Origin of the sequence: Flavobacterium sp. T12S277 (assembly GCF_048514875.1) — a bacterium.
Classification (GTDB): domain Bacteria; phylum Bacteroidota; class Bacteroidia; order Flavobacteriales; family Flavobacteriaceae; genus Flavobacterium.
The window spans coordinates 126,772-149,012 of record NZ_JBLYEG010000007.1; the positions used below are offsets into that span (position 1 = coordinate 126,772).

The 22,241-nt window shown below is 36.9% G+C and carries 18 protein-coding genes and 3 tRNA genes; 11 read left to right on the forward strand and 10 right to left on the reverse strand.

Annotation, left to right across the window (positions count from 1 at the left end; genetic code table 11):
- The first annotated feature begins 88 nt into the window (after nucleotides 1–88).
- Nucleotides 89–2,311, forward strand: a complete 2,223-nt coding sequence (locus ACN1CN_RS12375; protein ID WP_419135888.1) for a B12-binding domain-containing radical SAM protein — start codon at nucleotides 89–91, stop codon at nucleotides 2,309–2,311.
- A 23-nt stretch (nucleotides 2,312–2,334) separates the two neighbouring features.
- Here the strand turns inward: ACN1CN_RS12375 and ACN1CN_RS12380 are convergent, their stop codons facing one another.
- The 3 genes from ACN1CN_RS12380 to ACN1CN_RS12390 are packed head-to-tail and all read right to left on the reverse strand — an operon-like array spanning nucleotide 2,335 to nucleotide 5,102.
- Nucleotides 2,335–3,099, reverse strand: a complete 765-nt coding sequence (locus ACN1CN_RS12380) for an MBL fold metallo-hydrolase (protein ID WP_419135889.1) — start codon at nucleotides 3,097–3,099, stop codon at nucleotides 2,335–2,337.
- A 60-nt stretch (nucleotides 3,100–3,159) separates the two neighbouring features.
- Nucleotides 3,160–3,843 carry a response regulator transcription factor gene (locus ACN1CN_RS12385; RefSeq protein ID WP_264524972.1) on the reverse strand — a complete coding sequence of 228 codons (684 nt, stop codon included), beginning with the start codon at nucleotides 3,841–3,843 and terminating at the stop codon, nucleotides 3,160–3,162.
- Nucleotides 3,840–5,102 carry a sensor histidine kinase gene (locus tag ACN1CN_RS12390; protein WP_419135890.1) on the reverse strand — a complete coding sequence of 421 codons (1,263 nt, stop codon included), beginning with the start codon at nucleotides 5,100–5,102 and terminating at the stop codon, nucleotides 3,840–3,842. The genes ACN1CN_RS12385 and ACN1CN_RS12390 overlap by 4 nt, the downstream gene beginning before the upstream one ends.
- 154 nt (nucleotides 5,103–5,256) lie before the next feature.
- On the opposite strand from ACN1CN_RS12390, the gene ACN1CN_RS12395 reads away from it, so the two are divergent.
- From ACN1CN_RS12395 to ACN1CN_RS12415, 5 genes are all read left to right on the forward strand, one after another.
- Nucleotides 5,257–5,673, forward strand: a complete 417-nt coding sequence (locus ACN1CN_RS12395) for a DUF1573 domain-containing protein (protein ID WP_291285594.1) — start codon at nucleotides 5,257–5,259, stop codon at nucleotides 5,671–5,673.
- Between the two features lie 154 nt (nucleotides 5,674–5,827).
- Nucleotides 5,828–7,408, forward strand: a complete 1,581-nt coding sequence (locus ACN1CN_RS12400; protein ID WP_419135891.1) for a L,D-transpeptidase family protein — start codon at nucleotides 5,828–5,830, stop codon at nucleotides 7,406–7,408.
- A 75-nt stretch (nucleotides 7,409–7,483) separates the two neighbouring features.
- Entirely contained in the window at nucleotides 7,484–8,815 is a 1,332-nt protein-coding gene (locus ACN1CN_RS12405) for a sialate O-acetylesterase (RefSeq protein ID WP_419135892.1), read from the forward strand.
- A gap of 77 nt (nucleotides 8,816–8,892) precedes the next feature.
- Nucleotides 8,893–9,849 (forward strand): L-glyceraldehyde 3-phosphate reductase, encoded by a 957-nt coding sequence (gene mgrA / locus ACN1CN_RS12410; protein WP_419135894.1) that lies wholly within the window; start codon nucleotides 8,893–8,895, stop codon nucleotides 9,847–9,849.
- 766 nt (nucleotides 9,850–10,615) lie between these two features.
- The gene (locus tag ACN1CN_RS12415; protein ID WP_419135895.1) at nucleotides 10,616–11,689 is read left to right on the forward strand and encodes an outer membrane beta-barrel protein; all 1,074 of its coding nucleotides are present in this window, start codon (nucleotides 10,616–10,618) and stop codon (nucleotides 11,687–11,689) included.
- A gap of 199 nt (nucleotides 11,690–11,888) precedes the next feature.
- Here the strand turns inward: ACN1CN_RS12415 and ACN1CN_RS12420 are convergent, their stop codons facing one another.
- From ACN1CN_RS12420 to ACN1CN_RS12440, 5 genes are all read right to left on the reverse strand, one after another.
- Nucleotides 11,889–12,794, reverse strand: coding sequence for an N-acetylmuramoyl-L-alanine amidase (locus ACN1CN_RS12420; RefSeq protein WP_291285598.1), 906 nt, complete (start codon nucleotides 12,792–12,794; stop codon nucleotides 11,889–11,891).
- A 36-nt stretch (nucleotides 12,795–12,830) separates the two neighbouring features.
- On the reverse strand, nucleotides 12,831–13,406 hold the full coding sequence (locus tag ACN1CN_RS12425) for a hypothetical protein (protein WP_264524963.1): 576 nt from the start codon (nucleotides 13,404–13,406) through the stop codon (nucleotides 12,831–12,833).
- A gap of 42 nt (nucleotides 13,407–13,448) precedes the next feature.
- On the reverse strand, nucleotides 13,449–14,762 hold the full coding sequence (gene rimO / locus ACN1CN_RS12430) for a 30S ribosomal protein S12 methylthiotransferase RimO (protein WP_395340101.1): 1,314 nt from the start codon (nucleotides 14,760–14,762) through the stop codon (nucleotides 13,449–13,451).
- Between the two features lie 213 nt (nucleotides 14,763–14,975).
- A complete protein-coding gene (locus tag ACN1CN_RS12435; RefSeq protein WP_419135896.1) occupies nucleotides 14,976–16,478 on the reverse strand; it encodes an OmpP1/FadL family transporter in 1,503 nt (500 codons plus the stop codon).
- Nucleotides 16,479–16,524: 46 nt separating this feature from the next.
- Nucleotides 16,525–17,550 (reverse strand): hypothetical protein, encoded by a 1,026-nt coding sequence (locus tag ACN1CN_RS12440; protein ID WP_264524960.1) that lies wholly within the window; start codon nucleotides 17,548–17,550, stop codon nucleotides 16,525–16,527.
- Nucleotides 17,551–17,651: 101 nt separating this feature from the next.
- On the opposite strand from ACN1CN_RS12440, the gene proS reads away from it, so the two are divergent.
- From proS to rpsT, 5 genes are all read left to right on the forward strand, one after another.
- Nucleotides 17,652–19,130 (forward strand): proline--tRNA ligase, encoded by a 1,479-nt coding sequence (gene proS, locus ACN1CN_RS12445; RefSeq protein ID WP_419135897.1) that lies wholly within the window; start codon nucleotides 17,652–17,654, stop codon nucleotides 19,128–19,130.
- An 80-nt stretch (nucleotides 19,131–19,210) separates the two neighbouring features.
- A tRNA-Glu gene (locus ACN1CN_RS12450) sits at nucleotides 19,211–19,282 on the forward strand.
- A gap of 40 nt (nucleotides 19,283–19,322) precedes the next feature.
- Nucleotides 19,323–19,394: transfer RNA gene (locus ACN1CN_RS12455), tRNA-Glu, on the forward strand.
- Between the two features lie 45 nt (nucleotides 19,395–19,439).
- Nucleotides 19,440–19,511: transfer RNA gene (locus tag ACN1CN_RS12460), tRNA-Glu, on the forward strand.
- Nucleotides 19,512–19,665: 154 nt separating this feature from the next.
- Nucleotides 19,666–19,917: a 30S ribosomal protein S20 gene (gene rpsT / locus ACN1CN_RS12465; RefSeq protein ID WP_264524958.1), complete on the forward strand. Its 252-nt coding sequence runs from the start codon at nucleotides 19,666–19,668 to the stop codon at nucleotides 19,915–19,917.
- A gap of 158 nt (nucleotides 19,918–20,075) precedes the next feature.
- Here the strand turns inward: rpsT and ACN1CN_RS12470 are convergent, their stop codons facing one another.
- The gene (locus ACN1CN_RS12470) at nucleotides 20,076–20,489 is read right to left on the reverse strand and encodes a response regulator (RefSeq protein WP_264524957.1); all 414 of its coding nucleotides are present in this window, start codon (nucleotides 20,487–20,489) and stop codon (nucleotides 20,076–20,078) included.
- Nucleotides 20,490–20,494: 5 nt separating this feature from the next.
- Nucleotides 20,495–22,204 carry a PAS domain-containing sensor histidine kinase gene (locus ACN1CN_RS12475; RefSeq protein WP_264524956.1) on the reverse strand — a complete coding sequence of 570 codons (1,710 nt, stop codon included), beginning with the start codon at nucleotides 22,202–22,204 and terminating at the stop codon, nucleotides 20,495–20,497.
- Nucleotides 22,205–22,241 lie beyond the last annotated feature (37 nt).

A 22,241-nucleotide genomic window follows, 5' to 3' on the forward strand; every position in this document is an offset into this window, starting at 1 on the left:
CCATAAAGGAGACCCCAAAATCGCAAGTTGAATCTTTTCCTGAAAAGTCTCTAAATATCCCGTATTTTTGCAAAAAAATAATGCCGTCTTGAAAACGAAACTCTTCATTGTTACTCCGCCTTTTACGCAGCTGAATACACCGTATCCGGCAACAGCCTATATAAAAGGATTTCTGAATACCAAAAATATCGAATCGGTTCAGGCTGATTTGGGTATTGATGTGATTCTGGAATTGTTTTCGAAGAAGGGTTTAATTGATTTGTTTCTTTATTCGGAGCGTCTTTTTGCAAACGGGTCTTCCAGAGCGGAGTCGAAGGATGGCGTTTCCGATAATTCAAAACGTATTTTTGCTTTGCAGGACGAATACATCAAAACAATTGATGCTGTAATTCAGTTTTTGCAGGGAAAAAATCCAACTTTGGCTTTACAGATTTGTCAGGAAGATTTTTTACCCGAAGCTTCTCGTTTTGCGCAATTAGAAGAACTCGATTGGGCTTTCGGAACAATGGGAACGCAAGATAAAGCCAAACATTTGGCTACTTTATATCTCGAGGATATCTCTGATTTTATTGTAGAATGTATCGATGAAAATTTTGGTTTTAGCCGATATGCAGAGCGTTTAGGCCGAAGCGCCAATTCGTTTGACGAATTGTACGAAGCCTTACAGCAGAAACCAACCTACATCGATTCTATTTTAATTTCGATTCTAAAAGAAAAAATGGAAGCGGTAAAGCCCACTTTTTTTCTAATATCTGTTCCCTTTCCGGGGAATTTGTACAGTGCTTTTCGCTGTGCCCAATGGATAAAACAACATCATCCCGAAGTTAAAATTTCGATGGGTGGAGGTTTTCCCAATACCGAATTGCGTTCGCTTTCTGATGCGCGTGTTTTCGAATTCTTTGATTTTATCACTTTAGATGATGGTGAAGTTCCAATTGAAGAATTAATATTCAATTTAGAAAATTCAAATTCCAATTCATATAAAAGAACTTTTCTACTGGAAAACGGAGAAGTAGTCTACAAAAATAATTCGTTAAAACACGATTACAAACAAGCCTATGTAGGTACTCCGGATTATTCGGATCTGCCTTTGGACAAGTACATTTCGGTAATCGAAATTGTAAATCCAATGCACAGAATGTGGAGTGACGGCCGTTGGAATAAACTTACTATGGCGCATGGCTGTTATTGGGGAAAATGTACTTTTTGTGATATTTCACTTGATTATATAAAGGTTTACGAACCGGTCGCGGCTAATTTGCTCTGCGATCGTATGGAGGATTTGATGCTGCAAACTGGGCAAAATGGTTTTCATTTTGTCGATGAAGCTGCTCCGCCGGCTTTGATGCGTGCTTTGGCGTTAGAAATTTTACGTCGAAAATTGGCGGTAACCTGGTGGACCAATATCCGATTTGAGAAAAGTTTTTCAAAAGATCTGTGTCTGCTGCTGAAAGCCTCAGGCTGTATTGCTGTTTCCGGTGGTCTGGAAGTAGCTTCTGACCGATTGCTAAAACTAATTGATAAAGGAGTTACGGTAGAGCAGGTGGCAAAAGTGACCCGGAATTTTACCGAAGCCGGAATTATGGTTCATGCTTATTTGATGTATGGTTATCCCACCCAAACGGTTCAGGAAACGGTCGATAGTCTCGAAATGGTACGCCAGCTGTTTGAGGCAGGAATCCTGCAGTCGGGATTTTGGCATCAATTTGCCATGACAGCTCATAGTCCGGTTGGATTGTATCCGGAGAAATTTGGTGTGACCAAAGCGACGGAAGCAATCGGAACTTTTGCTAATAATGATATCGATTATACCGATTCTACAGGAGTCAATCACGATAAATTTAGTTTCGGATTAAAGAAGTCACTCTTTAATTTCATGCATGGCATCTGCTTTGATTATGAATTGCAGGATTGGTTTGATTTTAAAATCCCGAAAACAAAAATAGACCCGGATTTTATTTTTAATGCCCTTGAAGAAGGAAATGATTTTAATACAAAACCCAATGCCAAAGTAGTTTGGTTAGGCGGAAAGCCATTTGTGGAGGCTTTTACAAAATCTAAAAAAGGAAGAACCTGGGAAATGATGGGGTTCACTTTTCACGATAAAAAAGAAAGTTTCAACATTCAGACGAATAAAGAGGAAGGCGAGTGGCTGGTTGAAATTTTAAGTAAAATTGCCATTTCAAACAGCAAAAATTACACTTTTCAGGAAGTGAAAAATGATTTTGAGACCCATTTGGATGATTTTGAATTGTTTTGGTATTCCAAGCCTGTCAATACCTTACGTGAATTCGGATTGTTGGTTTTATAATTCGAAAAAGGGTAAACATAACCTTAATATTCTACACTAGTTCCGTCATTCGGAATCGAAACTTTGTCCAGAAGATCATTGTCAGAAAGAGCCTGTTTTAATTCGGTTCTAGTAGTAGGGCAATGATTTAAAGCCTCTAAGTGATTGGCGAAAACTTTTCCGGGTGCAAGTGCGGCAAATTTCAGGATGTCATTCATTCGCATCAATAGGGGCTGGCCAATATCTAACCTTGCAGTTCCACAGGCTACAATCGAAATATCGGGCTTAAATTCAATCAGTACTTTTTGTACATGTTCTGTAAAAATGGTGTCAGAGCTGATGTAAACCGATTTTTGAGCGGGTAATTCGATATGAAAACCCATTACATTTCCCATAAGTTTAGCAATAAACCCATAACCGTGAATGGCCGGGATTCCTGTGATTTTGCCTCCGAGAAATTCCTGAGGATCCCAATAATTTAAGGTTTGTATGATGTTCAATCCTCTTTTTGATAAAGCATCTTCATCTTTACTGCTGCAAACAACAGGAATACTTTTTCGTCTTAAAAAAATCTCGCCTGCTTTGTCGATATGATCAGGGTGTAAATGCGTAATCAGACAAATTGTTACTTTGCTTAAAATATCTCTGCTGTTTTTAGGCAGGGCAACTAACGGATTTCTTTTAGGTTTATAACGAAAAATGGTGAAGGGCGGAATCGTTTTTCTTTTCCCTAACATTGGATCGACCAATATAACATCGGTTTCAGTTTCTATAACTAAAGTGGCGTTGCGTAAATGATGTAATTTCATATCGGGGAAAAATTATAGATACTAAAATACAAAAAATATAAAAGAATTAAAAGGGATAAATTACATGGTAAACCGAAATCCAATTCCGTGTAAGTTTTCAATAGTGATGTCTTTTTCGTTGCTTAAAATCTTACGGAGACGTGAAATAAAAACGTCCAGACTGCGTCCCATAAAATAGTCATCAGTGCCCCAAAGCGAGGTCAGAATCTGTTCTCTTTTTAAAACAGAATTTTTGTTGTCCAAAAACAACTTCAATAATTCGGCTTCACGTTGCGTAAGGCTGATTTTTTCGCTTTCATTGAAAAGAACAAAGTTGCTGGTATCAAATTGATATTTTCCAATTTCATAAACCAGTTTTTCAACAGGGACGTTTTTCTGCGAACGTTTTAGGAAAATTTCAATTTTTAAAAGCAATTCCTCAATGCTAAAAGGCTTTACGAGATAATCATCGGCACCTAAACGCAATCCTTTGATGCGATCTTCTTTTAATGTTTTGGCTGAGAGAAAGATAATCGGAATATCGCTGTTGCTCTTTCTGATTTCGGTGGCTAGCTCAAAACCGTCCATTTTGGGCATCATGATGTCAAAGATACAAATGTCAAAATTCTCTTTTTTAAAGTTTTGCAGACCCGTTATTCCATCACTACAATGATGTACTTCATAGTTGTTTTGTTCCAGATTGTCTTTGGTCAGGAACGCGAGGGTCTCATCGTCTTCAGTATAAAGTATTTTGAATTGTTTCATTTTTTATAGGGAATTGATAAAGTTATAGTGATGCCTTTCTCCGAATTGTTTTCGGCTTTTATTTTCCAGTTATGCAAGTTGCAAATTTCTTTAACATAATACAAGCCAAGTCCAAAACCATTTACCTCATTGCTTTTTTCGTTTGGAGCGCGATAGAATTTATCAAAGATAAAAGAAATGTTCTTAGGAGAAACTCCAATTCCGTTGTCTTTAAAAGTTAGTTTTAAAACAGAGTTTTCGACTGCGATTCCAATTACAACCCGCGACTTTTCGGAGCAATATTTAACCGCATTATCAAGTAAATTATAAACTAAATTGGAGAAATGAAAAACGTCAGTTTCTATTTTATATTCTTTGGAGACCGTCTCAATTTTGACGTTGGCTTCAGGATATTTTAAAAGGATGTTCTGGATGATTTCTTCAATAATAGGGACAAGTATAACCGTTTCTTTTTGTAACTCCAGAGGAGCATAATCTGACTTGGCAACGTTCAGGATCTTCTCAATATGACCGTTCAGTTTGTGGCTTTGATTGATAATAATGTCAGTATAGGTATAGAGTTTTTTATCGTCTTTAATCGGTTTTTGCTCAATTAAGTATTTCGAGGCAATTAGAATAGAGGACAAAGGTGTTTTAAATTCATGCGTCATATTGTTGATGAAATCACGCTGCAGTTCTGAGTATTTTTTGTGCTGTAAAAGCGTAAAAATAGAATACACATAAATCAGCAAAATAAGAATCAAAGCAATCGAAAGTATGAACCAAAATCGCATCGAACTAAACAAATAGGTCGTTTCATTTGGAAAACGTATGGCAAAATAATAAACCAAATTTTTATGTTTTGGAAAATAAACCGATTGCTTAACTTTAGTTTTTTCAGATAAAGAAATATAATTTCCGTAAACCATCTCGTCACTTTGGCAATTGTACATGGCGTACTCAAAATCGGTGGTGATATTCATTTTTTTGAATTCGTTTTTCAGATAAAATTCTAAAATATCGGGTTCGAAATCATTATCAATATTTACGATATAATAGTCGTTTGCAATTTTTTGAACAGGATTTTGTGCAGGCAGCTCATGATTGGTTCCTTCGTATAATTTTTTGGCTACTTCGAGTAAAGCGATATGTGCTTTTTGATTGAGTTTTTTTTGCTCTAAAGTAAAAGCCTCTTTAGTCCAAAGCAATTGTGCTACCAGTATACTTATAATGGCGATTAATCCTAAGATGATGATGCTATTGAGTTTGTTGAGTTTCAAGAAAAAAGTGGTTTTTGATGGTGTAATATTAATCAAATTTATAGTTAAAAACACCAATTAACAAGTCGTTAACAAAGATTTGAAAGCGGTTAACAGCGTCTTGCTCAGTTCGGGAGTACTTTTGAAATATCATTAACCAATAAAATATTTAGCTATGAAAATGATTAAAATTTCGATGTTGTCTTTGGCATTATGTTTAATGTCTTTTTCGGCGATTGCACCACTAAAATCTATTAGTTCAGAAACAAAAGTTGCTGCAGTAGCTGCTTCATCTGTGGTATGGAAAGCAGAAACTATAGATGTGGGTGAAATTCCTCAGGGAACTCCAAAAGTAATTGTTTACGAATTTAAAAATACTGGAAAAACGGCTGTTGTCATTACAAACGTACAAGGATCTTGTGGCTGTACAGCGACAGATTACACTAAAGAACCGGTTTTACCTGGAAAATCAGCTAAAGTAACTGCTACTTACAATGCAGCGAACAAAGGTGGTTTTACAAAAACAGTTACTGTGACTACAAGTGCCGAGAGCACTCCAAAAATCCTTACTCTAAAAGGCACAGTGATTTAAATTTAGAGGTTAGTTATAAAGCAGGGAACTCCGGATATCATATGTCCGGAGTTTTTTTTGGTTTTATTTCAGAGGATTAAAGGAGCAGTAATATTTTGTACTGTAGGTCAATCTTCAGCAAAACTTTTCTACTTTTATTGTAAAAATAATAGTTATGAAGTTTTTGTACCCCCTTATTGCTGTTGTCCTTCTTTTAAGCGTTGTTTCCTGTAATAAGAAATCGGAAGAAAAGGGTGAAGAATCCAAAAAAGCAGCGAAGCAAATCATGCCGGAACTTAAAATTAAAATTGACAGCTCAGGTATTGTCGGTTTTTATCAGGCCTATCCCAAGTTAATTAAGTTTCAGGAGGACGTTCTGGCCTTGTACAAAAAACACAATTCTACTCAATTATGGCTCGACAATAAAGGAGTTGTAGAATTTGGAAATTTATTATTCAACAAATACAAAGGACTGGATCAGGAAGGGCTGAAAGCTAATTTCCCTTATAAAGAAATGATCAGTCCAATATTTGAGCACACTGCTGACAACAAACTATCGAAAGCCGATACCGATTTGATGATTACTAATTTGTATTTCTACTACGTCAAAAAAGTATCCGGAGTCGACGAGAAAACCACAAAGTCTCTGGAATGGCTTTTGCCGCGAAAAAAAGTAAACTATCAGGTATTTTCTGATTCGATTTACAAAAAGGCTACGATTAGTGACGATAAGAAAAGCAAAATGTTCAGTCAGTACTACAAACTACGCGATGCACTTCATCAATATAGAGAAATAGAGAAAAAAGGAGGATGGAAAACCATAGAAACAGAAGAAGGTTTTAAAAGCTTTAAAACAGGAGATTCTGTAGCGGCTATTGGACAGATAAGGGCGAGACTTTATGCAACAGGTGATTTAAAGGAGAACACTAACAGTAATGTCTGTGATTCCGTTTTAATTGCAGCGGTTAAGAATTTTGAATCACATCATGGTTTAACACCTAAAAATATAATCCTGCCAGAGCATATTGCCGAACTGAATGTGCCTGTTTCTGACAGAATCAAAACGATTATTGTCAATATGGAACGCTGTCGATGGATCGATCCGGAACTTGAAAAAGGAAAAGAATATATAGAAGTTAATATTCCTGAGTTCAGATTGTATTTGATCCGAAATGGAGAAATTGCTTTTGTGTCGCCGGTAGTAGTGGGCAAAGCGATGACACAAACCGTTATTTTTAGCGGTCTGATGAACAACATTGTTTTTAGTCCGTATTGGAATGTACCCACCAGTATAATCAATAAAGAGATCAAACCCGGAATGGCCAGGAACAAGAATTATCTGAGAGAGAAAAACCTTGAATGGAATAACGGTGCGGTTCGTCAGTTACCCGGAAAAAACAACTCGCTTGGTTTGGTGAAGTTTTTGTTTCCAAACTCAAACAATATTTACCTGCACGATACACCTGCCAAAAGTTTGTTTGAAAGAGAAAACAGAGCTTTCAGCCACGGTTGCGTGCGTGTAGGGAAACCAAGAGAACTTGCGATCGAACTCTTGAAGCAAGATCCTTCCTGGACTCCGGCACGAATCGATAAAGCCATGCATACCGGTAAAGAAAACTGGTATACTTTAAAAAGGAAGGTGCCTGTTTATATTGGCTACTTTACCGCCTGGGTAGATCGCAAAGGACAATTGAATTTTTATAAAGACATCTATCAGAGAGACGAAAGTTTGATAAAACTGCTGACGGAAGAATAAAAGAAGCGTTTAAAAAGATAGCAAATAGGAAATAATAGATTTAAGTTTGTTTTCTTTTTTATGATTTTCTCTACTATGGCAGCAAATGTAACACTACCGAATATTTTTGGCGACAATATGGTCTTGCAGCGCAATTCCGAAGTAAAAATATGGGGTTGGGCGAATCCAAAAGAAGAAATCGCATTAATTTCCGGTTGGGATCATCAAAAGTATCAGACGACTGTAAACCAGCAGGGACACTGGGAGATTACGATCAAAACTCCCGAAGCAGGCGGTCCTTATACCATTTTTTTGATAAAAGGGAAAGAGGAGATTTTACTGAACAATATTCTCATTGGAGAAGTATGGGTTTGTGCAGGACAATCAAATATGGAAATGTCGGCAAGCTGGGGAATCGATAATGAAGAAGAGGAAGTAAAAAAAGCTACTGACGGCGCTATTCGCTTTTTTACTGTTCCTCAATTAACCGCTTCAAAACCACAGTCTGTACTTTTAGGAAACTGGACAGAATCGACTCCGGAAACCATGAAAAATTTTAGCGCAATCGGCTATTTCTTTGCAAAACGTTTGCGTGAGGATTTGAAAAATGTTCCTATCGGATTGATATCTTCCAATTGGGGAGGAACCACGGCTGAAATCTGGATGCCGGAAGAAATTGTTCAGAATGATCCTGTTTTAGCAGAAAATGCCAGAAAATTTAATGAGCAGGAATACGAGCCACGCCAACCCGGACGGGCCTATAACGCAATGATTCATCCAATTGTTGGGTTTAAAATTGCCGGAACTATCTGGTATCAGGGAGAATCGAATGTCGGTTCGCTGGTTTATGATCAAACTATGGCGGCTTTGATTGCCTCCTGGCGGGAAGTCTGGAAAGATGATTTCCCTTTTTATTATGTTCAGATTGCCCCTTATAAAACCAGAGGCAATAACTTCTTTAATGTCATTTTAAGAGACTCACAAAGAAAATTGCTCCATAAAGTTCCTAAAACCGGAATGGTCGTGATCAGTGATGTTTCAAATGTGAAAGAAATTCATCCAAAAGATAAAAAGCCGGTGGGAATCCGTCTGGCGAATCTTGCTTTGGCTGAAACCTATAAAATCAAACCGAATTTGGTAAACGGACCACTCTTTAAGGATTTTATAGTAGAAGAGCATAAAACAATAGTTTCTTTCGATGCCGCTGATGGATTGCATTTTAAGAATATAAACTCCAGTCAGTTCGAAATGGCCGGAGCCGATGGGATCTTTTATTCTGCCGAAGCTTCTATACTAAAGGATCAGGTTATTTTGACCAGTAAAAAAGTATTACATCCGGTGAAAATCCGTTTTGCCTGGGGAAACACAATTCAGTCGGATCTTTTTAATGAAGTGAATTTGCCTGCTTCTTGTTTTAGTACCGATTGAAAGTTGAAATGCCGAAAAAAGAAGTTTATTTTTTTTATCTTTAAAACTATAAAATGTACACCTTTTAAATTATAATAATGAAATACAACAGATGTGGAAAAAGTGGGTTGTTACTGCCGCAGATTTCTTTAGGATTGTGGCATAACTTCGGATCAGTAGATAATTTTGATACTGCAGAATGTATTGCTGTGGAAGCTTTTGATAAAGGAATTACACATTATGATCTGGCCAATAACTACGGACCAGTTCCGGGATCGGCGGAAACTAATTTTGGAAAGATTCTCTGGCATAATTTTCAGGGAAATTTAAGAGACGAAATTATTATTTCAACAAAGGCCGGTTATACAATGTGGGACGGACCTTATGGAGATTGGGGTTCCCGTAAATATTTGTTATCGAGTTTGGATCAGAGTTTGAAAAGAATGAAGGTCGATTATGTGGATATTTTTTATTCGCATCGCCCGGATCCGGAAACTCCAATTGAAGAAACCATGATGGCTTTAGATTATACCGTGAGAAGCGGAAAAGCTTTGTATGTGGGAATAAGCAACTATTCGGCAGAGCAAACCAGCGTTGCGGTTGATGTTTTAAAACAATTGGGAACACCGTGTTTGATTCATCAGGCAAAATATTCCATGCTGGAGCGTTGGGTAGAAAACGGTTTGCTTGATGTTCTGGACGAAAAAGGAGTGGGGTGTATCGCTTTTTCTCCTTTGGCACAGGGGCTGTTGACGGATAAATACCTAAACGGAATTCCGGAAAACTCCAGAGCACATAATCCAAACGGACATTTGAAAGAAGATGAGGTTACACAGGAGCGCATCCAAAAATTAGTTCAGTTGAATGAAATTGCTAAAAACAGAAATCAGTCTTTGGCTCAAATGGCTTTATCATGGCTGCAAAAAGACAAACGAATTACTTCGGTTTTGATCGGAGCAAGTTCTGTGCGTCAATTGAATAATAATATAGAGTGTTTACAAAATCTTGATTTTACACAAGATGAATTAAATGCAATCGAGAAAATTTTAGCATAATCCGGTTTTTAGATTCCTGGAGAAAGGCGCACAACTGTGCGTCTTTTTTTTGCGCCAAGTTTATCAGCATTCTTAAAAGAGGAATTCCTATAGAGTCTTAAGCTGATCGGGTATAGAAGCTCTTAGTTTAGTATAGCGCATTGTAATTTATTTTTTAGTTAAGCATAGTGGAACTTTTTTAAGAAAGTCTGTTCGAAATGGAACAGGCTTTTTTTGTTTTTAGTAGCGGTTATTTTAGGGGGTAGAGCGGTTGTGTTTTTAGAGTTGTTTCTTGTTTTTCGGGTTGTGATTTTTGTAAGAATTTTTACTTTTTGAAATTGTCCTTTTTTGCATAGTATGGTTTTTTAGGTTTTATCTTTTGTTTTGTTTTATTTTTTGTTAAACCTATGTTTTTTATGGGGTATGTTATTTTTTAAATTTAAATTTTGGTAATTTTTGGTTAATTTTTTCCTGTTATTTTATTTATACCCTGTAAAATTTAATTGTTTTGATAAAAAAAGAGTTGTTGATTTTTTAAAAATGAATAGTTAATAATGCTGAATAACGATTATAGAGAGATTAATTTTTGTAATCCGTAATTCTTCTTTGAAAACAGTAGAAAAGTAGATTTGGATTCTTTTACTCATACAAAAGTTAATAAATTCGCTACTGAAAATGAAGGAGTTTTAGAGGGAATAAGAGGTTTTAAAAATGGCTTATAGTATTCAATTACCTATATAAAAGATTAACTAACCAGAATCAATTAATAACCAAAACCAATTAAAACATGAAAAAAGTATTGCACATTTTAGCCGTGATGTTAACGAGTTCTTTTGCTTTTGCCCAAGAGGAAACTGAAACTGCGACTTCACCGGCAACCACCTGGGGAGGATCAGCAGATGCGTATTATAAATATGATTTTTCAAAACAAATGAATGGATTGACAAGTTTTACCAATTCTCAGGATTCGTTCGAATTAGGGATGGCCTCTGTTCAGGCTGGACATACCTTCGGAAAAGCTTCGGTTTTTGTCGATTTAGGCTTTGGCAAGAGAGCGGGGGAGTTCTCTTATAATGAAACAACAGATAAAGATATAAATGCAAAATTTTTAATTAAACAATTATTTTTCACCTACCAGGTTACCGATAAATTTAAGTTTGTAGCGGGTAGTTTTGGAACTCATATCGGGTATGAAGTACTGGATGCGATCGGGAATAAAAACTACAGTATGTCTTATGCTTTTTCTTATGGCCCTTTCTTTAATACCGGACTAAAAGCGCAATATACTTCAGGTAAGTTCACCGCGATGTTTGGTATCACAAACCCAACCGACTTTAAGTCGGCAATGGACGCAGGTTCAAGTCAAAAGACATACATAGCACAAGTGGGGTACATAGGTGATACAGGCAGCGCTTATTTGAATTTTACTTCAGGCAGCAGCAATCCTGCTTCTGATGAGAATAAAACTCAAATTGATTTTGTGGCCTCTAAAACGATAACGGATGCATTTTCTTTAGGATTTAATGCTACTTATGCCAAAACAAAGAATGATATTGACAGTGCTTTAGACGGCGATTGGTTTGCCTTGGTAGGATATGCAAACTATGCTTTTAAGCCATCATTGAGTTTGGCTTACCGCATGGAATATTTCGATGCGAAAGATGCTGCGGGCAGTTTGGGTGCCTTAACAGGATCGAATGTTTTTGCCAACACCGTTTCTTTAAATTACAAGGTAGGGAAATTAACAATTATTCCGGAATTACGATACGACGCTGCTTCTCAGGATATCTTTTTAGATAAAGATGCTGCTCCAACAGGAGGATCATTCTTCGGATTAGTCGCTACAACATACTCTTTCTAGAGATAAAGATTGATATTTTTTTTTTTTTTTGGAGCTGTCGAAACCTACTTGTGTTTTGGCAGCTTTTTTATTGGAGCCTTTTGCATTGATTACTGAAAAACAACTACTTCACTTTTATTTAGTGTCGGGTTTCTTATCATAAAAAAAGCGCGTTTCTAAATTTTTAGAAACGCGCTTTTGTATGGTATTGCTAGTTGTACTACTGAAGCTGTTTTTTATAAATCGAGTAAATAGTATCTATTGTTTTTCGATCTAAAGTTGAAGTTACATCAGTTTGAATATAATGTAATTTGAAGGCCATGATCGCGGCTGAAAGATTTTTGGTATTGTATCCGATAATTCTTAATGCGGGTTCAATTTTAAAATCAAAAGGTGCTTCTTCAAGAACTGCGTCGGGCCAGATTCCAAATCCTTTTTCAGCCAAAGTTTTCCACGGAAATAAAGCACTTGGGTCCTGTTTTCTTCCCGGAGCAATATCTGAATGTCCTATAATATTCTGAGTAGGGATGTTGTAATCTTTCTTTAATTTGGTTAAAAGCGCTACTAAACTGCTAATCTGAGCTTCTGTGAAAGGTTTAAAACCGTTATTGTCAATTTCAATTCCGATCGAAGAAGAGTTTAAATCCGTATTTTTCCCCCAAGTTGATGCTCCTGCATGCCACGCTCTTAAATAATCGTTTAGCATTTGAACTACTTTTCCGTTTTCAGAAATAATATAGTGCGCACTTACCTGAGTTCGTGTCTTGGTAAACGTATTGATCGTTTGCTGAAGAGAATCCTGAGCGGTATGATGAAGGATAATGAAACTTGGTTTTCTTAAGTTGAAGTTTACGGTTCCAATCCATTCTGTATTAATACCATTTAGTAAAGCAGTTGATCCTGTTTTAGATAACGTATCTTTTACTATACCAAGTTGCTGCGCATAAGTAGTATCAATAACTACAGGGCTTACAACCGGAATTGGCTGAGCTTCTTTACTGGTAATTTGTCCCTCTAAAGTTTTAAGCTGCTGGTCGTAAGCTTTTTCAGTATTTTTATAAGGATTTGTGGAGCAAGAAGTAATAACAATTGCTATGATCAGGTAACAAAAATGTTTTTTTGTCATAATAGTATTTACATTTTTTAGATGAGGTTGAAACAATTATTCCTGAGTTTTTGCTGTTTCAGAATCTTCTTTAACTTCTTTTGCGTCTTTTGAATCTTTATCTTTCGAGTCTTTTTTCTTTTTTGATTTGGATGTTTTTTTGATCTCTTTAAAGTTATCCATAAATGCGGTGTACTTCGGGATCTGATCCGGATTTAAGAAAGCGGTTATTTTTTTAGTAGTGCTTTCTCTTAATGCTTTAATCTGTTCGATTTTTTGATCCTGATTACTGCTTTCATTTTTTAATAAAATACCCTGCTCTCTCATGCTGTCGACTAAAACATTTCCAATCGCTATAGCTTGTAATTCGTCAAGGTTTATTTCCGGTTTCATTTGCTCTACAATTTGAGCAACAGTTTCTTCAACAGGAATTTCTTTTGGTTTGCTGGTATTTCCCTGAGGGCCTCCCATCATACTTCTGTCCATACCCATTCCGCCACCTCTTCCGCCGTAGCCATTGCCATAACCACCACCGCCGTAACCATTATTGTAGCCGTTTCCGTATTGAGCTGAAACAGAGTTAAAGCATAATAAGGTAAAAAACAAAATAAATAAAGATTGTATAGGTTTCATAAAAATGTATTTATCTAAAATTAAAAAATGTTTAGCGTAAATTTAAGCAGGTTCTCCGTATAAATCAAATTCTGTTGCTTCTATTATTCTTATATTAACAAACTCTCCGGTTTTTACATAATGTTTAGACGCATCAATCAAAACTTCGTTATCAACATCCGGGCTGTCAAATTCCGTTCTCCCTACAAAGTGAGCACCCTCTTTTCTGTCAATAATACATTTGAAAACCTGTCCAATTTTTTCCTGGTTTAAATCCCATGAAATTTGCGACTGTAATTCCATTATTTCATTAGCACGTGCTTGTTTTACATCGTCCGGAACATTGTCTTCCAAAAGATAAGCATGCGTGTTTTCTTCATGAGAATAAGCGAAACAACCCATTCTGTCAAATTTCATTTCCTGAACAAAATCTTTCAGAATCTCAAAATCTTCCTGAGTCTCACCAGGATATCCAACAATTAGAGTAGTTCTGATGGCCATTCCAGGAACAGCAGCACGGAAATCTTTCAATAATTGTGTTGTTTTCGCCTGAGTGGTACCACGACGCATTGATTTTAATATAGAATCAGAAATGTGTTGTAGCGGTATATCGATATAATTACAAATTTTAGGCTCACGTTTCATTAATTCTAAAACATCCATTGGGAAACCTGTAGGGTAGGCATAGTGCAGACGAATCCATTCGATACCTTCAACATTAGCAAGGGCTTCCAGAAGCTCTGCAAGATTTCTTTTTTTGTAAAGATCAAGACCGTAATATGTTAAGTCCTGAGCAATTAGGATTAATTCTTTAACGCCATTTTTAGCTAAACCTTGTGCTTCCTTCACTAATTTTTCAATTGGCTGAGAAACATGCGAACCTCTCATTAACGGAATTGCACAAAAACTACAAGGTCTGTCGCAACCTTCAGCAATTTTTAAGTACGCGTAATTTTTTGGAGTTGTAGTCAAACGCTCTCCAAGCAGTTCGTGTTTATAGTCGGCTCCAAGAGCTTTCAATAATTGTGGTAATTCTGTAGTTCCAAAGTATTGATCTACATTTGGAATTTCTTTTTCCAAATCCGGTCTGTAACGTTCAGATAGACATCCGGTCACAAACACTTTATCTACTAATCCTTTGTCTTTTTTATCAGCATATTCCAAAATCATGTTTACAGACTCTGCTTTTGCATTGTCGATAAAACCGCAAGTGTTGATTACGATAATGTTTCCTTCTTCTTTAGCTGGTGCTTCGTGTTGTACTTCCTTGCCATTAGCACGAAGTTGACCCATCAACACTTCACTGTCATATACATTTTTCGAACACCCAAGAGTGATTACGTTAATTTTGTTCTTTTTTAAAGACTTGGTTCTCATACTTTTATAAATTGGAGTGCAAAATTACACTTTTTTATTCAAACACCGCTCGTTTCCCTTTTTTTTAGGTGTTTTTTATGGGGTGAAGCACTGTTATTTGTTGTTTTTTCCTGCTAATAAAATAACGGGGAGGCAATTGCGGCGATCGGGGTAAAAAAAAATCCGTCAGTTAAAGGTCTGACGGAAGTTTTAATTTGTTCTGTTTCGTATTTATTACAACTCAAACAATAAAGTAAGTGTTACGTTATTTAGTTTTGAGGTGATGTTTGCTCCGTCTGTGAATCCGGTTGCGAAAAATCCCTGATTTGATTTTCTTTCCAAATAAGAATAAGCTAAATCTACTTTGGTACCACCAAAATTATAGCCCAGACCTCCTGAGTAGCTGTTTAAATCTCCAATTGTAGTTCCGTTTTTGTATGGGCTTTGTTCAAAACGATATCCACCGCGTAAACTCAATTGTTTTATTTTGTACTCGGCACCCACTCTTAATTCACCTGCATTTGTCAATTGATTGCTGAGGTCGCTGTTTACTCCTTTGAAACCGGCATCGTTTGTTGGTTTGTATTTGGTGTTTCCGTAATCTTTGATAGCGTAATCGATACTGATCAACCCTGATTTTCCAAACACATAAGCAGCACTAAAAGTTGTTTTTCCTGGTGTTTGTAAAGTGTAAGAATCATAAACGTTTACAATTTTTGGATTAACAGTCTCATTAATGTCTTGTCCTCCCTGTGCTTTTCGTGTGCTGTACAAGCTTTGTGAAGTTTCATCGTTAAGCTCGTACCAGGTGTTAGATTCGTAGGCCAGACCCAATCGGAATGACTCAGTAACTTTGGCAATAGCTCCAAGTTGGAAAGAGAAACCGTTACCATACGTATATAATTCGTTGTTAAAACGCAAGCTGGAAATTGTTTCTCTTGCTTCTAACGGATTGTCGTTGTCTTCGTAAAAACTTGTTGATCTTCTGAAGTCGGTAACGTGAACATTCAAGTTAGCTCCAAAATAGATTTTGTCTTTGTAAGACGTTGCAAGGTTAAAACTCAGTTTGCTGTTGTAGCCACTGGTAAATATTTCATTCTCCTGATAGTACTTGCCACCTGCAGGAACGTTGCTGATGTATTGTGTATTGTCGCCGTTGTTGCTTACAGGGTCAATTACATGTCCCCAGTATCCCATATAGGCTTGTTGTTCGTTGTAAAAAAGGTCTTTGTAATTAAGGCCGTCTATAACGTTTAAAGGTATTCCGTTTGCAAATTTTAGAAAATACTTGTCAATAGAATTTGTTGGGTTTGTTCCGGCTGAAACAATGCGGTTGTCAAAATTGTTAGTGTTTTCGTAAGAAGCTCCAATCGCAATCTTTTTCCAGTTGTTGCTTGGGTTATGATCGTGAAAAACAAAAACAGCTCCCGCCTGATTTATTAAAAAAGCATTTTTATTATCGCTAATTTCTGTTCCAAAATAATTAGAGTTGTTTTTGATGCTTTGATTGCTAAAACTTATTCCAACCTGATTATTAGAGAATATTGCCGACCCTGCTGGGTTGACGCTTATTGCAGATAAATCTCCGCCAACGGCTCCAAAGGCACCACTCATGGCTCTGAATCTTGCAGTTCCGGTTAAATTGTCTTGCGCATAACGTACCGCGTCAGATACTTCCTGAGAATGTGAGACGCTGACAGTTAGTCCTGTAATAAATAGGAATAATATTTTTTTCATTTGGATAGTTTTAAGTATGATTTTTTTTGATTAGCGAAAGAAGCGGTTATCTTCTACCGCCTCCACCGCCGCTGTATGATCTTCCGCCGCCGCCGCCTCCGCCGCCAGATGATCTCATGCTTCCGCCTCCGCCGCTATTCATAGAACGGGATGGGCTAGGAGAGTAGTTTCTGGATGGTGCCGAATTATTGTTGTTATAATTGTAGCTTCGTGTGGTATTGCTGCTTGATCTTCTGTTGCTGTAATCAGCACCGTTGTATTGGCTTGCGTTTCCTCTGTTTGTAAATGTTGGGCTTGAAGAGTTGTTGTAGTTTCTTCCGTTTGCAGATGAATTTCTTCTTGTATCAGAGAAATCGCTTCTGTTGGTGCTATAAGTTCTGTTTGAGTTAAAGCTTCGGTTGGTACTTGTGTAATCTCTGTTGGTGCTGTAGCTTCTGTTGGTATTGTTATAACCTCTGTTTGTAGCATAGTTTCTGTTAGAAGAATAAGTTCTTCCTCCGTAATAAGCAGCAGATCCTCTTCTTCCGTAGTTGTAAGAGTAGTTGTTGTATCGGTAGCCAGATCCCCAGTAACCAGGGTAACCCCATCCCGGATATCCCCATCCTGGGTAGCCCCAACCTGATCCCCAATAATTTGGGTAGCCCCAGTATCCTCCTCCATAACCCCATCCGTAACCCCATCCATAATAAGGATATCCGAAACCAAGTCCGAATCCAAGTGACCAGGAAGGGTCAGAATAAACGTTTACGGCAACTTCTGTATTGGCACTTCCCCAAGCAGGGTAAGAGTTAGTAGCTTGTGTGCTGTCGTTTACGGCATAATTTCCGTAGTTGTCAACATCTGTGAAGATTTCAGTTGACTGATTATCGTCTTGTAACGATCTGAAATAGTCTTTATATTGATTATTTGTGCTGTTTGTTTGAGCATACGTTCTTGGTGAACCTCCGTAAATTCCATCATTATCATGATAAGAAGTGTTTTGGTAAGAACCACACGATGCCAGTAGAAAACTCAATAATCCAATTAAGTAAAAATGACTTGAGTTTTGGCGGAGATAAATAGAAGTTTTCATATCTGTGGTGTTTTTTATTGTTGCACATTACAAAAATAGTTAGTTTTGTCAAACTATTTAGTTAAAATTATTAAAACAAAATTTGTGCCAAACTATTCGATATGAGTAAGAACCTCACTACAAGATCAGAAGATTATTCAAAATGGTATAACGAGCTGGTTGTAAAGGCAGATCTAGCCGAAAATTCAGGAGTTAGAGGATGTATGGTTATTAAGCCGTACGGATATGCTATTTGGGAAAAAATGCAGGCGGAATTGGATCGAATGTTTAAAGAAACAGGACATCAAAATGCGTACTTCCCTTTATTTGTGCCTAAGAGCATGTTTGAAGCGGAAGAAAAAAATGCTGAAGGATTTGCAAAAGAATGTGCGATTGTAACGCATTATAGATTAAAAAATGATCCGGACAAACCCGGAAAGTTAATGGTGGATCCAAATGCTAAATTAGAGGAGGAGCTTATTGTTCGTCCAACAAGTGAGGCGATTATTTGGTCTACTTATAAAGGATGGGTTCAGTCTTATAGAGATTTACCTTTATTAATTAATCAGTGGGCCAATGTGGTGCGCTGGGAAATGCGTACGCGTTTGTTTTTAAGAACTGCTGAGTTTTTATGGCAGGAAGGGCATACCGCGCATGCAACAAAAGCAGAAGCATTAGAAGAGTCTGAAAAAATGATGCATGTTTATGCTGATTTTGCCCAGAACTTTATGGCGATTCCGGTTGTAAAAGGTTTTAAAACCGAAACGGAGCGTTTTGCCGGTGCTGATGAAACCTATTGTATTGAGGCTTTAATGCAGGATGGAAAAGCGTTACAGGCTGGAACGTCTCACTTTTTAGGTCAGAACTTTGCAAAAGCATTTGATGTTAAGTTTGCGAATGCTGAAGGAAAGCAAGAACATGTTTGGGGAACTTCCTGGGGAGTTTCGACCCGTTTGATGGGAGCGTTGATTATGACGCATTCAGATGATCAGGGATTGGTATTGCCTCCAAATTTGGCGCCAATACAAGTTGTGATTGTTCCAATTTATAAAACGGATGAGCAATTGGCTGAAATTACCGCTGCGGTTAATGAGCTAACAGCTAAATTGAGAAAGTTAAAAATCTCCGTTAAGTATGACGACCGTACGACTCAAAAACCAGGATTCAAATTTGCTGAATGGGAATTGAAAGGGGTGCCGGTTAGAATTGCTGTTGGTCCAAAAGATTTAGAAAATGGAACTTTTGAAGTTGCCAGACGTGATACATTGACTAAAGAGGTGGTTTCTGCTGAAGGAATTGTGAATTATGTAAATGATCTTTTAGAGCAGATTCAGACTGATTTATACAATCGTGCCTTAAACTACCGAGATACTCATATTACGGAAGTAAATAGTTTTGAGGAATTTAAGCAAATTTTAGACGGAAAAGGTGGTTTTGTGTCGGCTCATTGGGACGGTACAGCGGCTACTGAAGAGAAGATAAAAGACCTGACAAAAGCAACGATTCGTTGTATTCCTTTGGATGCTGTTGAGGAGGCGGGAACCTGCGTGTTTACTGGGAATCCATCTGCCAAAAGAGTGCTTTTTGCGAAGGCATATTAAAAAAAAATAAAAAAAATTGCATCAGCTATTGTGCAACTAAAAAATAGATGTATCTTTGCATCCGCATTAGAGAAATACACGGTCCGTTCGTCTATCGGTTAGGACGCCAGGTTTTCATCCTGGTAAGGGGGGTTCGATTCCCCCACGGACTACTTTTTTTTCTGCAAGCAAAGTTATTTAACTTGATGTAATGGTCCGTTCGTCTATCGGTTAGGACGCCAGGTTTTCATCCTGGTAAGGGGGGTTCGATTCCCCCACGGACTACAAATTTCAATTTTATTTAAATTGAAGAAAACTTAGAACGATGATGGTCTGTTCGTCTAGGGGTTAGGACTCCAGGCTTTCGTCCTGGTAACAGGGGTTCGATTCCCTTACAGACTACAAAATTAGTTGTGAATAAGTTTTATAAAATAAAAATTGGTGTCTCGATTTTTATTTTATTAGTTAAAACCAAAGTGATTGCTTAGCAATTGTGGGAGGTTTTTCTTTTTTAACTAGTATCTATAATAATTATTACATCTAAAATTAAAAGAAAATGGCAAATCATAAGTCAGCATTAAAAAGAATCAGAAGTAACGAAAAAAGAAGAGTTCTTAACAGATATCAGCATAAAACTACTCGTAATGCTATCAAAGCGTTAAGATTAGCTACTGATAAAACTGATGCAGCTTCTAAATTATCAACTGTAATCTCTATGATTGATAAATTAGCTAAAAAGAACATCATTCATGATAATAAAGCTTCTAACTTGAAGTCTAAATTAACTAAACATGTTGCTAAATTGTAATTAATTACAATTTCCTAAAAAATATAAAAGTCCTCAAAGAGGACTTTTTTTTGTTTATACTACAGGTGAAATTTCAAACTCCAAATTCCAAATTCCAAATCTCAATATTGCTTGATTGGTTATTGAAGTTTGGAATTTGGAATTTGAGATTTACGGTATTAAATGCCGATCTTCTTTTTAAGATATTCCAGCATAGGCTGGGTAATGGGTTTTGAGAGAAAATCGATTATAATGGGGTATTTTTTAGCTTTGGCCAGATCATCGGGGTCGATAGTAGAAGAGAGTACAATTACACTTGCGGTATTGAATTCTTTGTAAGCCGGAGAGGTAAAGTGATCCAGAAACTCCCAACCGCCCATTACAGGCATGTTTAAGTCTAAAAAAATCAGTTCCGGTTTTTTGTTTGCTTTGTTTTTGTTGTTCGTGTATTTAAGTGTGTTGAAATGGTGTAATGCTTCCTCGCCATTTTGAGCTGTGATAATTTCATTGGAGAAGGAGGCCTTCGAAATTACTTTTTTGCATAACATCAACGTGATTGGGTCATCGTCAATACATAAAATTTGCTCGAGCATATGAGTTAGTTTTTGAATGTTATCGTAAATGTGGTGCCTTTGTTGACTTCGCTGTCTATACTGATGGTTCCTCCCATGGTTTCGACTTGCGATTTTACAAGATACAAGCCAAGACCTTTGCTGTCGGGGTAGTTATGGAATCGTTGGTATAGCCCAAAGACTTTGTCGCGGTTTCTTTCTAGATCAATTCCTATTCCGTTGTCTTTGAAAGTTAGAATTGCTTTATGGTCGATTTGTTCTGCTGTAATGGATATTTTTAGTTTTCTGTTTTCTGATTTGTATTTTATCGAGTTGGTTAGTAGGTTGAGTAGAATGCTTTCGATATAAGCTTTGTTGGTGTTTAGCAGCGGGACTTTGTCGAATTTGAGCTTAATGATGGGTTTGTGCAGTTCGATCTGGAAAGACAGCTGGCTAAATACATTTTCGAAAACTTCTTGCAGAGAGACTTCTTCTTTTTGCATAGAAGGATTGTCTTTGATGATGATGACCTTTACTAAGTCATTAATAGTTTCGTTTAACAAATGGGTCGATTTGGTAAATCCGGTTAGGATTTCTTCGAGTTCTTCATTCTCGATAGGGATGTCTTCGATTAGATTTAAAAGTCCGATTAAATTAGATAATGGGGCGCGTAAATTATGTGAAGTAATGTAGGAGAATTGTTTTAAGTCTTTGTTGTTTTGAGTTAGTTCGCGAATCAGATGTTCTTTTTCTGTTTCTAGTTTCTTTTCGTCTGTAATGTCTCTTTGTATGGAAATCCAGTGCGAAATTGTGCCTTCAGTGTTAAAAATTGGAATCATCGAAAATCGTACCCAATATTCTTCGTTTGATTTGGTATAGGTGATGGTTTCGATCAGACACTCTTCTTCGTTTTTTATGGCTTTTAAGAGTTTTTTTAATTCTTCAGAGTCTGATTTTGGTCCTTTGAAAATATTTGGCGATTTTCCGATTATTTCATTCGATAAATACCCGGACATTTGTGAAAAGGCCGGATTTACATAAACAATTTTAGGTATTTTTCGATCGGTTGAATTGGCTTCTGTTATTAATATGGAGTCCTTAGATTGTGTAATTACGGTTTCTAATAGTCGTAAACGTTGCTCTTCTTCCTTTTGTTTGGTGATGTCCTGAATGGCTCCGATCATTCGTATGGCTCTTCCGTTTTCGTCTTTCAGTAAAAAACCTCGGTCTAAAACGTATTTATAACTGCCGTCTGCACATTTAAAGCGATATTGATCTTGCCATTTCTCTGTTTTTTGCTCGATAAAAGAGTATAATTTGATCGACATTCTGATACTGTCTTCGGGATGAATCTTGTCAAACCACCACTTAGATGTCTTTCCAACTTCTTTCGGATTGTATCCAAAAACACTTTCTATTCCTTTGTTCCAGTTGATGCTGTCTTCCTGGATTTTCCAGTCCCAAATCGTGTCGCTGGTTGCTTTGGCTACAATGTCATATTTTTCGTTTGATTCTTTTATTTCTTCGTTGGTTTCTTTTAGTTTTTTGAAAATGGTGATGCTTTTTTTCTCGTTTTTAGAAAGTATGTATTTGAAAAACAGTGCGGTAGTCAGAATGAAAAAAACATCTTTTAAGAAGAAAACAGTATAATAATCGGCCTTGGAAAAGTAAGTTGTGAGTAATTTATGACAGATGGTTGCCACAAATAACGATATGATAATATAAACTAGAGTAATTTGGAGAGTTTTACTTTTCATCACTCAAATATAGTTAATTTAACTATAATTAAACAAT

Excerpts from the sequence above, each read along its gene's own strand:
- ACN1CN_RS12425 (WP_264524963.1), bottom strand. The coding sequence starts at position 13,406 with ATGAAACCTATACAATCTTTATTTATTTTGTTTTTTACCTTATTATGC.
- ACN1CN_RS12470 (WP_264524957.1), bottom strand. The coding sequence starts at position 20,489 with ATGCTCGAGCAAATTTTATGTATTGACGATGACCCAATCACGTTGATG.
- ACN1CN_RS12415 (WP_419135895.1), top strand. The coding sequence starts at position 10,616 with ATGAAAAAAGTATTGCACATTTTAGCCGTGATGTTAACGAGTTCTTTT.
- ACN1CN_RS12380 (WP_419135889.1), bottom strand. The coding sequence starts at position 3,099 with ATGAAATTACATCATTTACGCAACGCCACTTTAGTTATAGAAACTGAA.
- ACN1CN_RS12395 (WP_291285594.1), top strand. The coding sequence starts at position 5,257 with ATGAAAATGATTAAAATTTCGATGTTGTCTTTGGCATTATGTTTAATG.
- rimO (WP_395340101.1), bottom strand. The coding sequence starts at position 14,762 with ATGAGAACCAAGTCTTTAAAAAAGAACAAAATTAACGTAATCACTCTT.
- rpsT (WP_264524958.1), top strand. The coding sequence starts at position 19,666 with ATGGCAAATCATAAGTCAGCATTAAAAAGAATCAGAAGTAACGAAAAA.
- ACN1CN_RS12400 (WP_419135891.1), top strand. The coding sequence starts at position 5,828 with ATGAAGTTTTTGTACCCCCTTATTGCTGTTGTCCTTCTTTTAAGCGTT.
- proS (WP_419135897.1), top strand. The coding sequence starts at position 17,652 with ATGAGTAAGAACCTCACTACAAGATCAGAAGATTATTCAAAATGGTAT.
- ACN1CN_RS12420 (WP_291285598.1), bottom strand. The coding sequence starts at position 12,794 with ATGACAAAAAAACATTTTTGTTACCTGATCATAGCAATTGTTATTACT.
- ACN1CN_RS12385 (WP_264524972.1), bottom strand. The coding sequence starts at position 3,843 with ATGAAACAATTCAAAATACTTTATACTGAAGACGATGAGACCCTCGCG.
- ACN1CN_RS12475 (WP_264524956.1), bottom strand. The coding sequence starts at position 22,204 with ATGAAAAGTAAAACTCTCCAAATTACTCTAGTTTATATTATCATATCG.
- ACN1CN_RS12405 (WP_419135892.1), top strand. The coding sequence starts at position 7,484 with ATGGCAGCAAATGTAACACTACCGAATATTTTTGGCGACAATATGGTC.
- ACN1CN_RS12440 (WP_264524960.1), bottom strand. The coding sequence starts at position 17,550 with ATGAAAACTTCTATTTATCTCCGCCAAAACTCAAGTCATTTTTACTTA.
- mgrA (WP_419135894.1), top strand. The coding sequence starts at position 8,893 with ATGAAATACAACAGATGTGGAAAAAGTGGGTTGTTACTGCCGCAGATT.
- ACN1CN_RS12435 (WP_419135896.1), bottom strand. The coding sequence starts at position 16,478 with ATGAAAAAAATATTATTCCTATTTATTACAGGACTAACTGTCAGCGTC.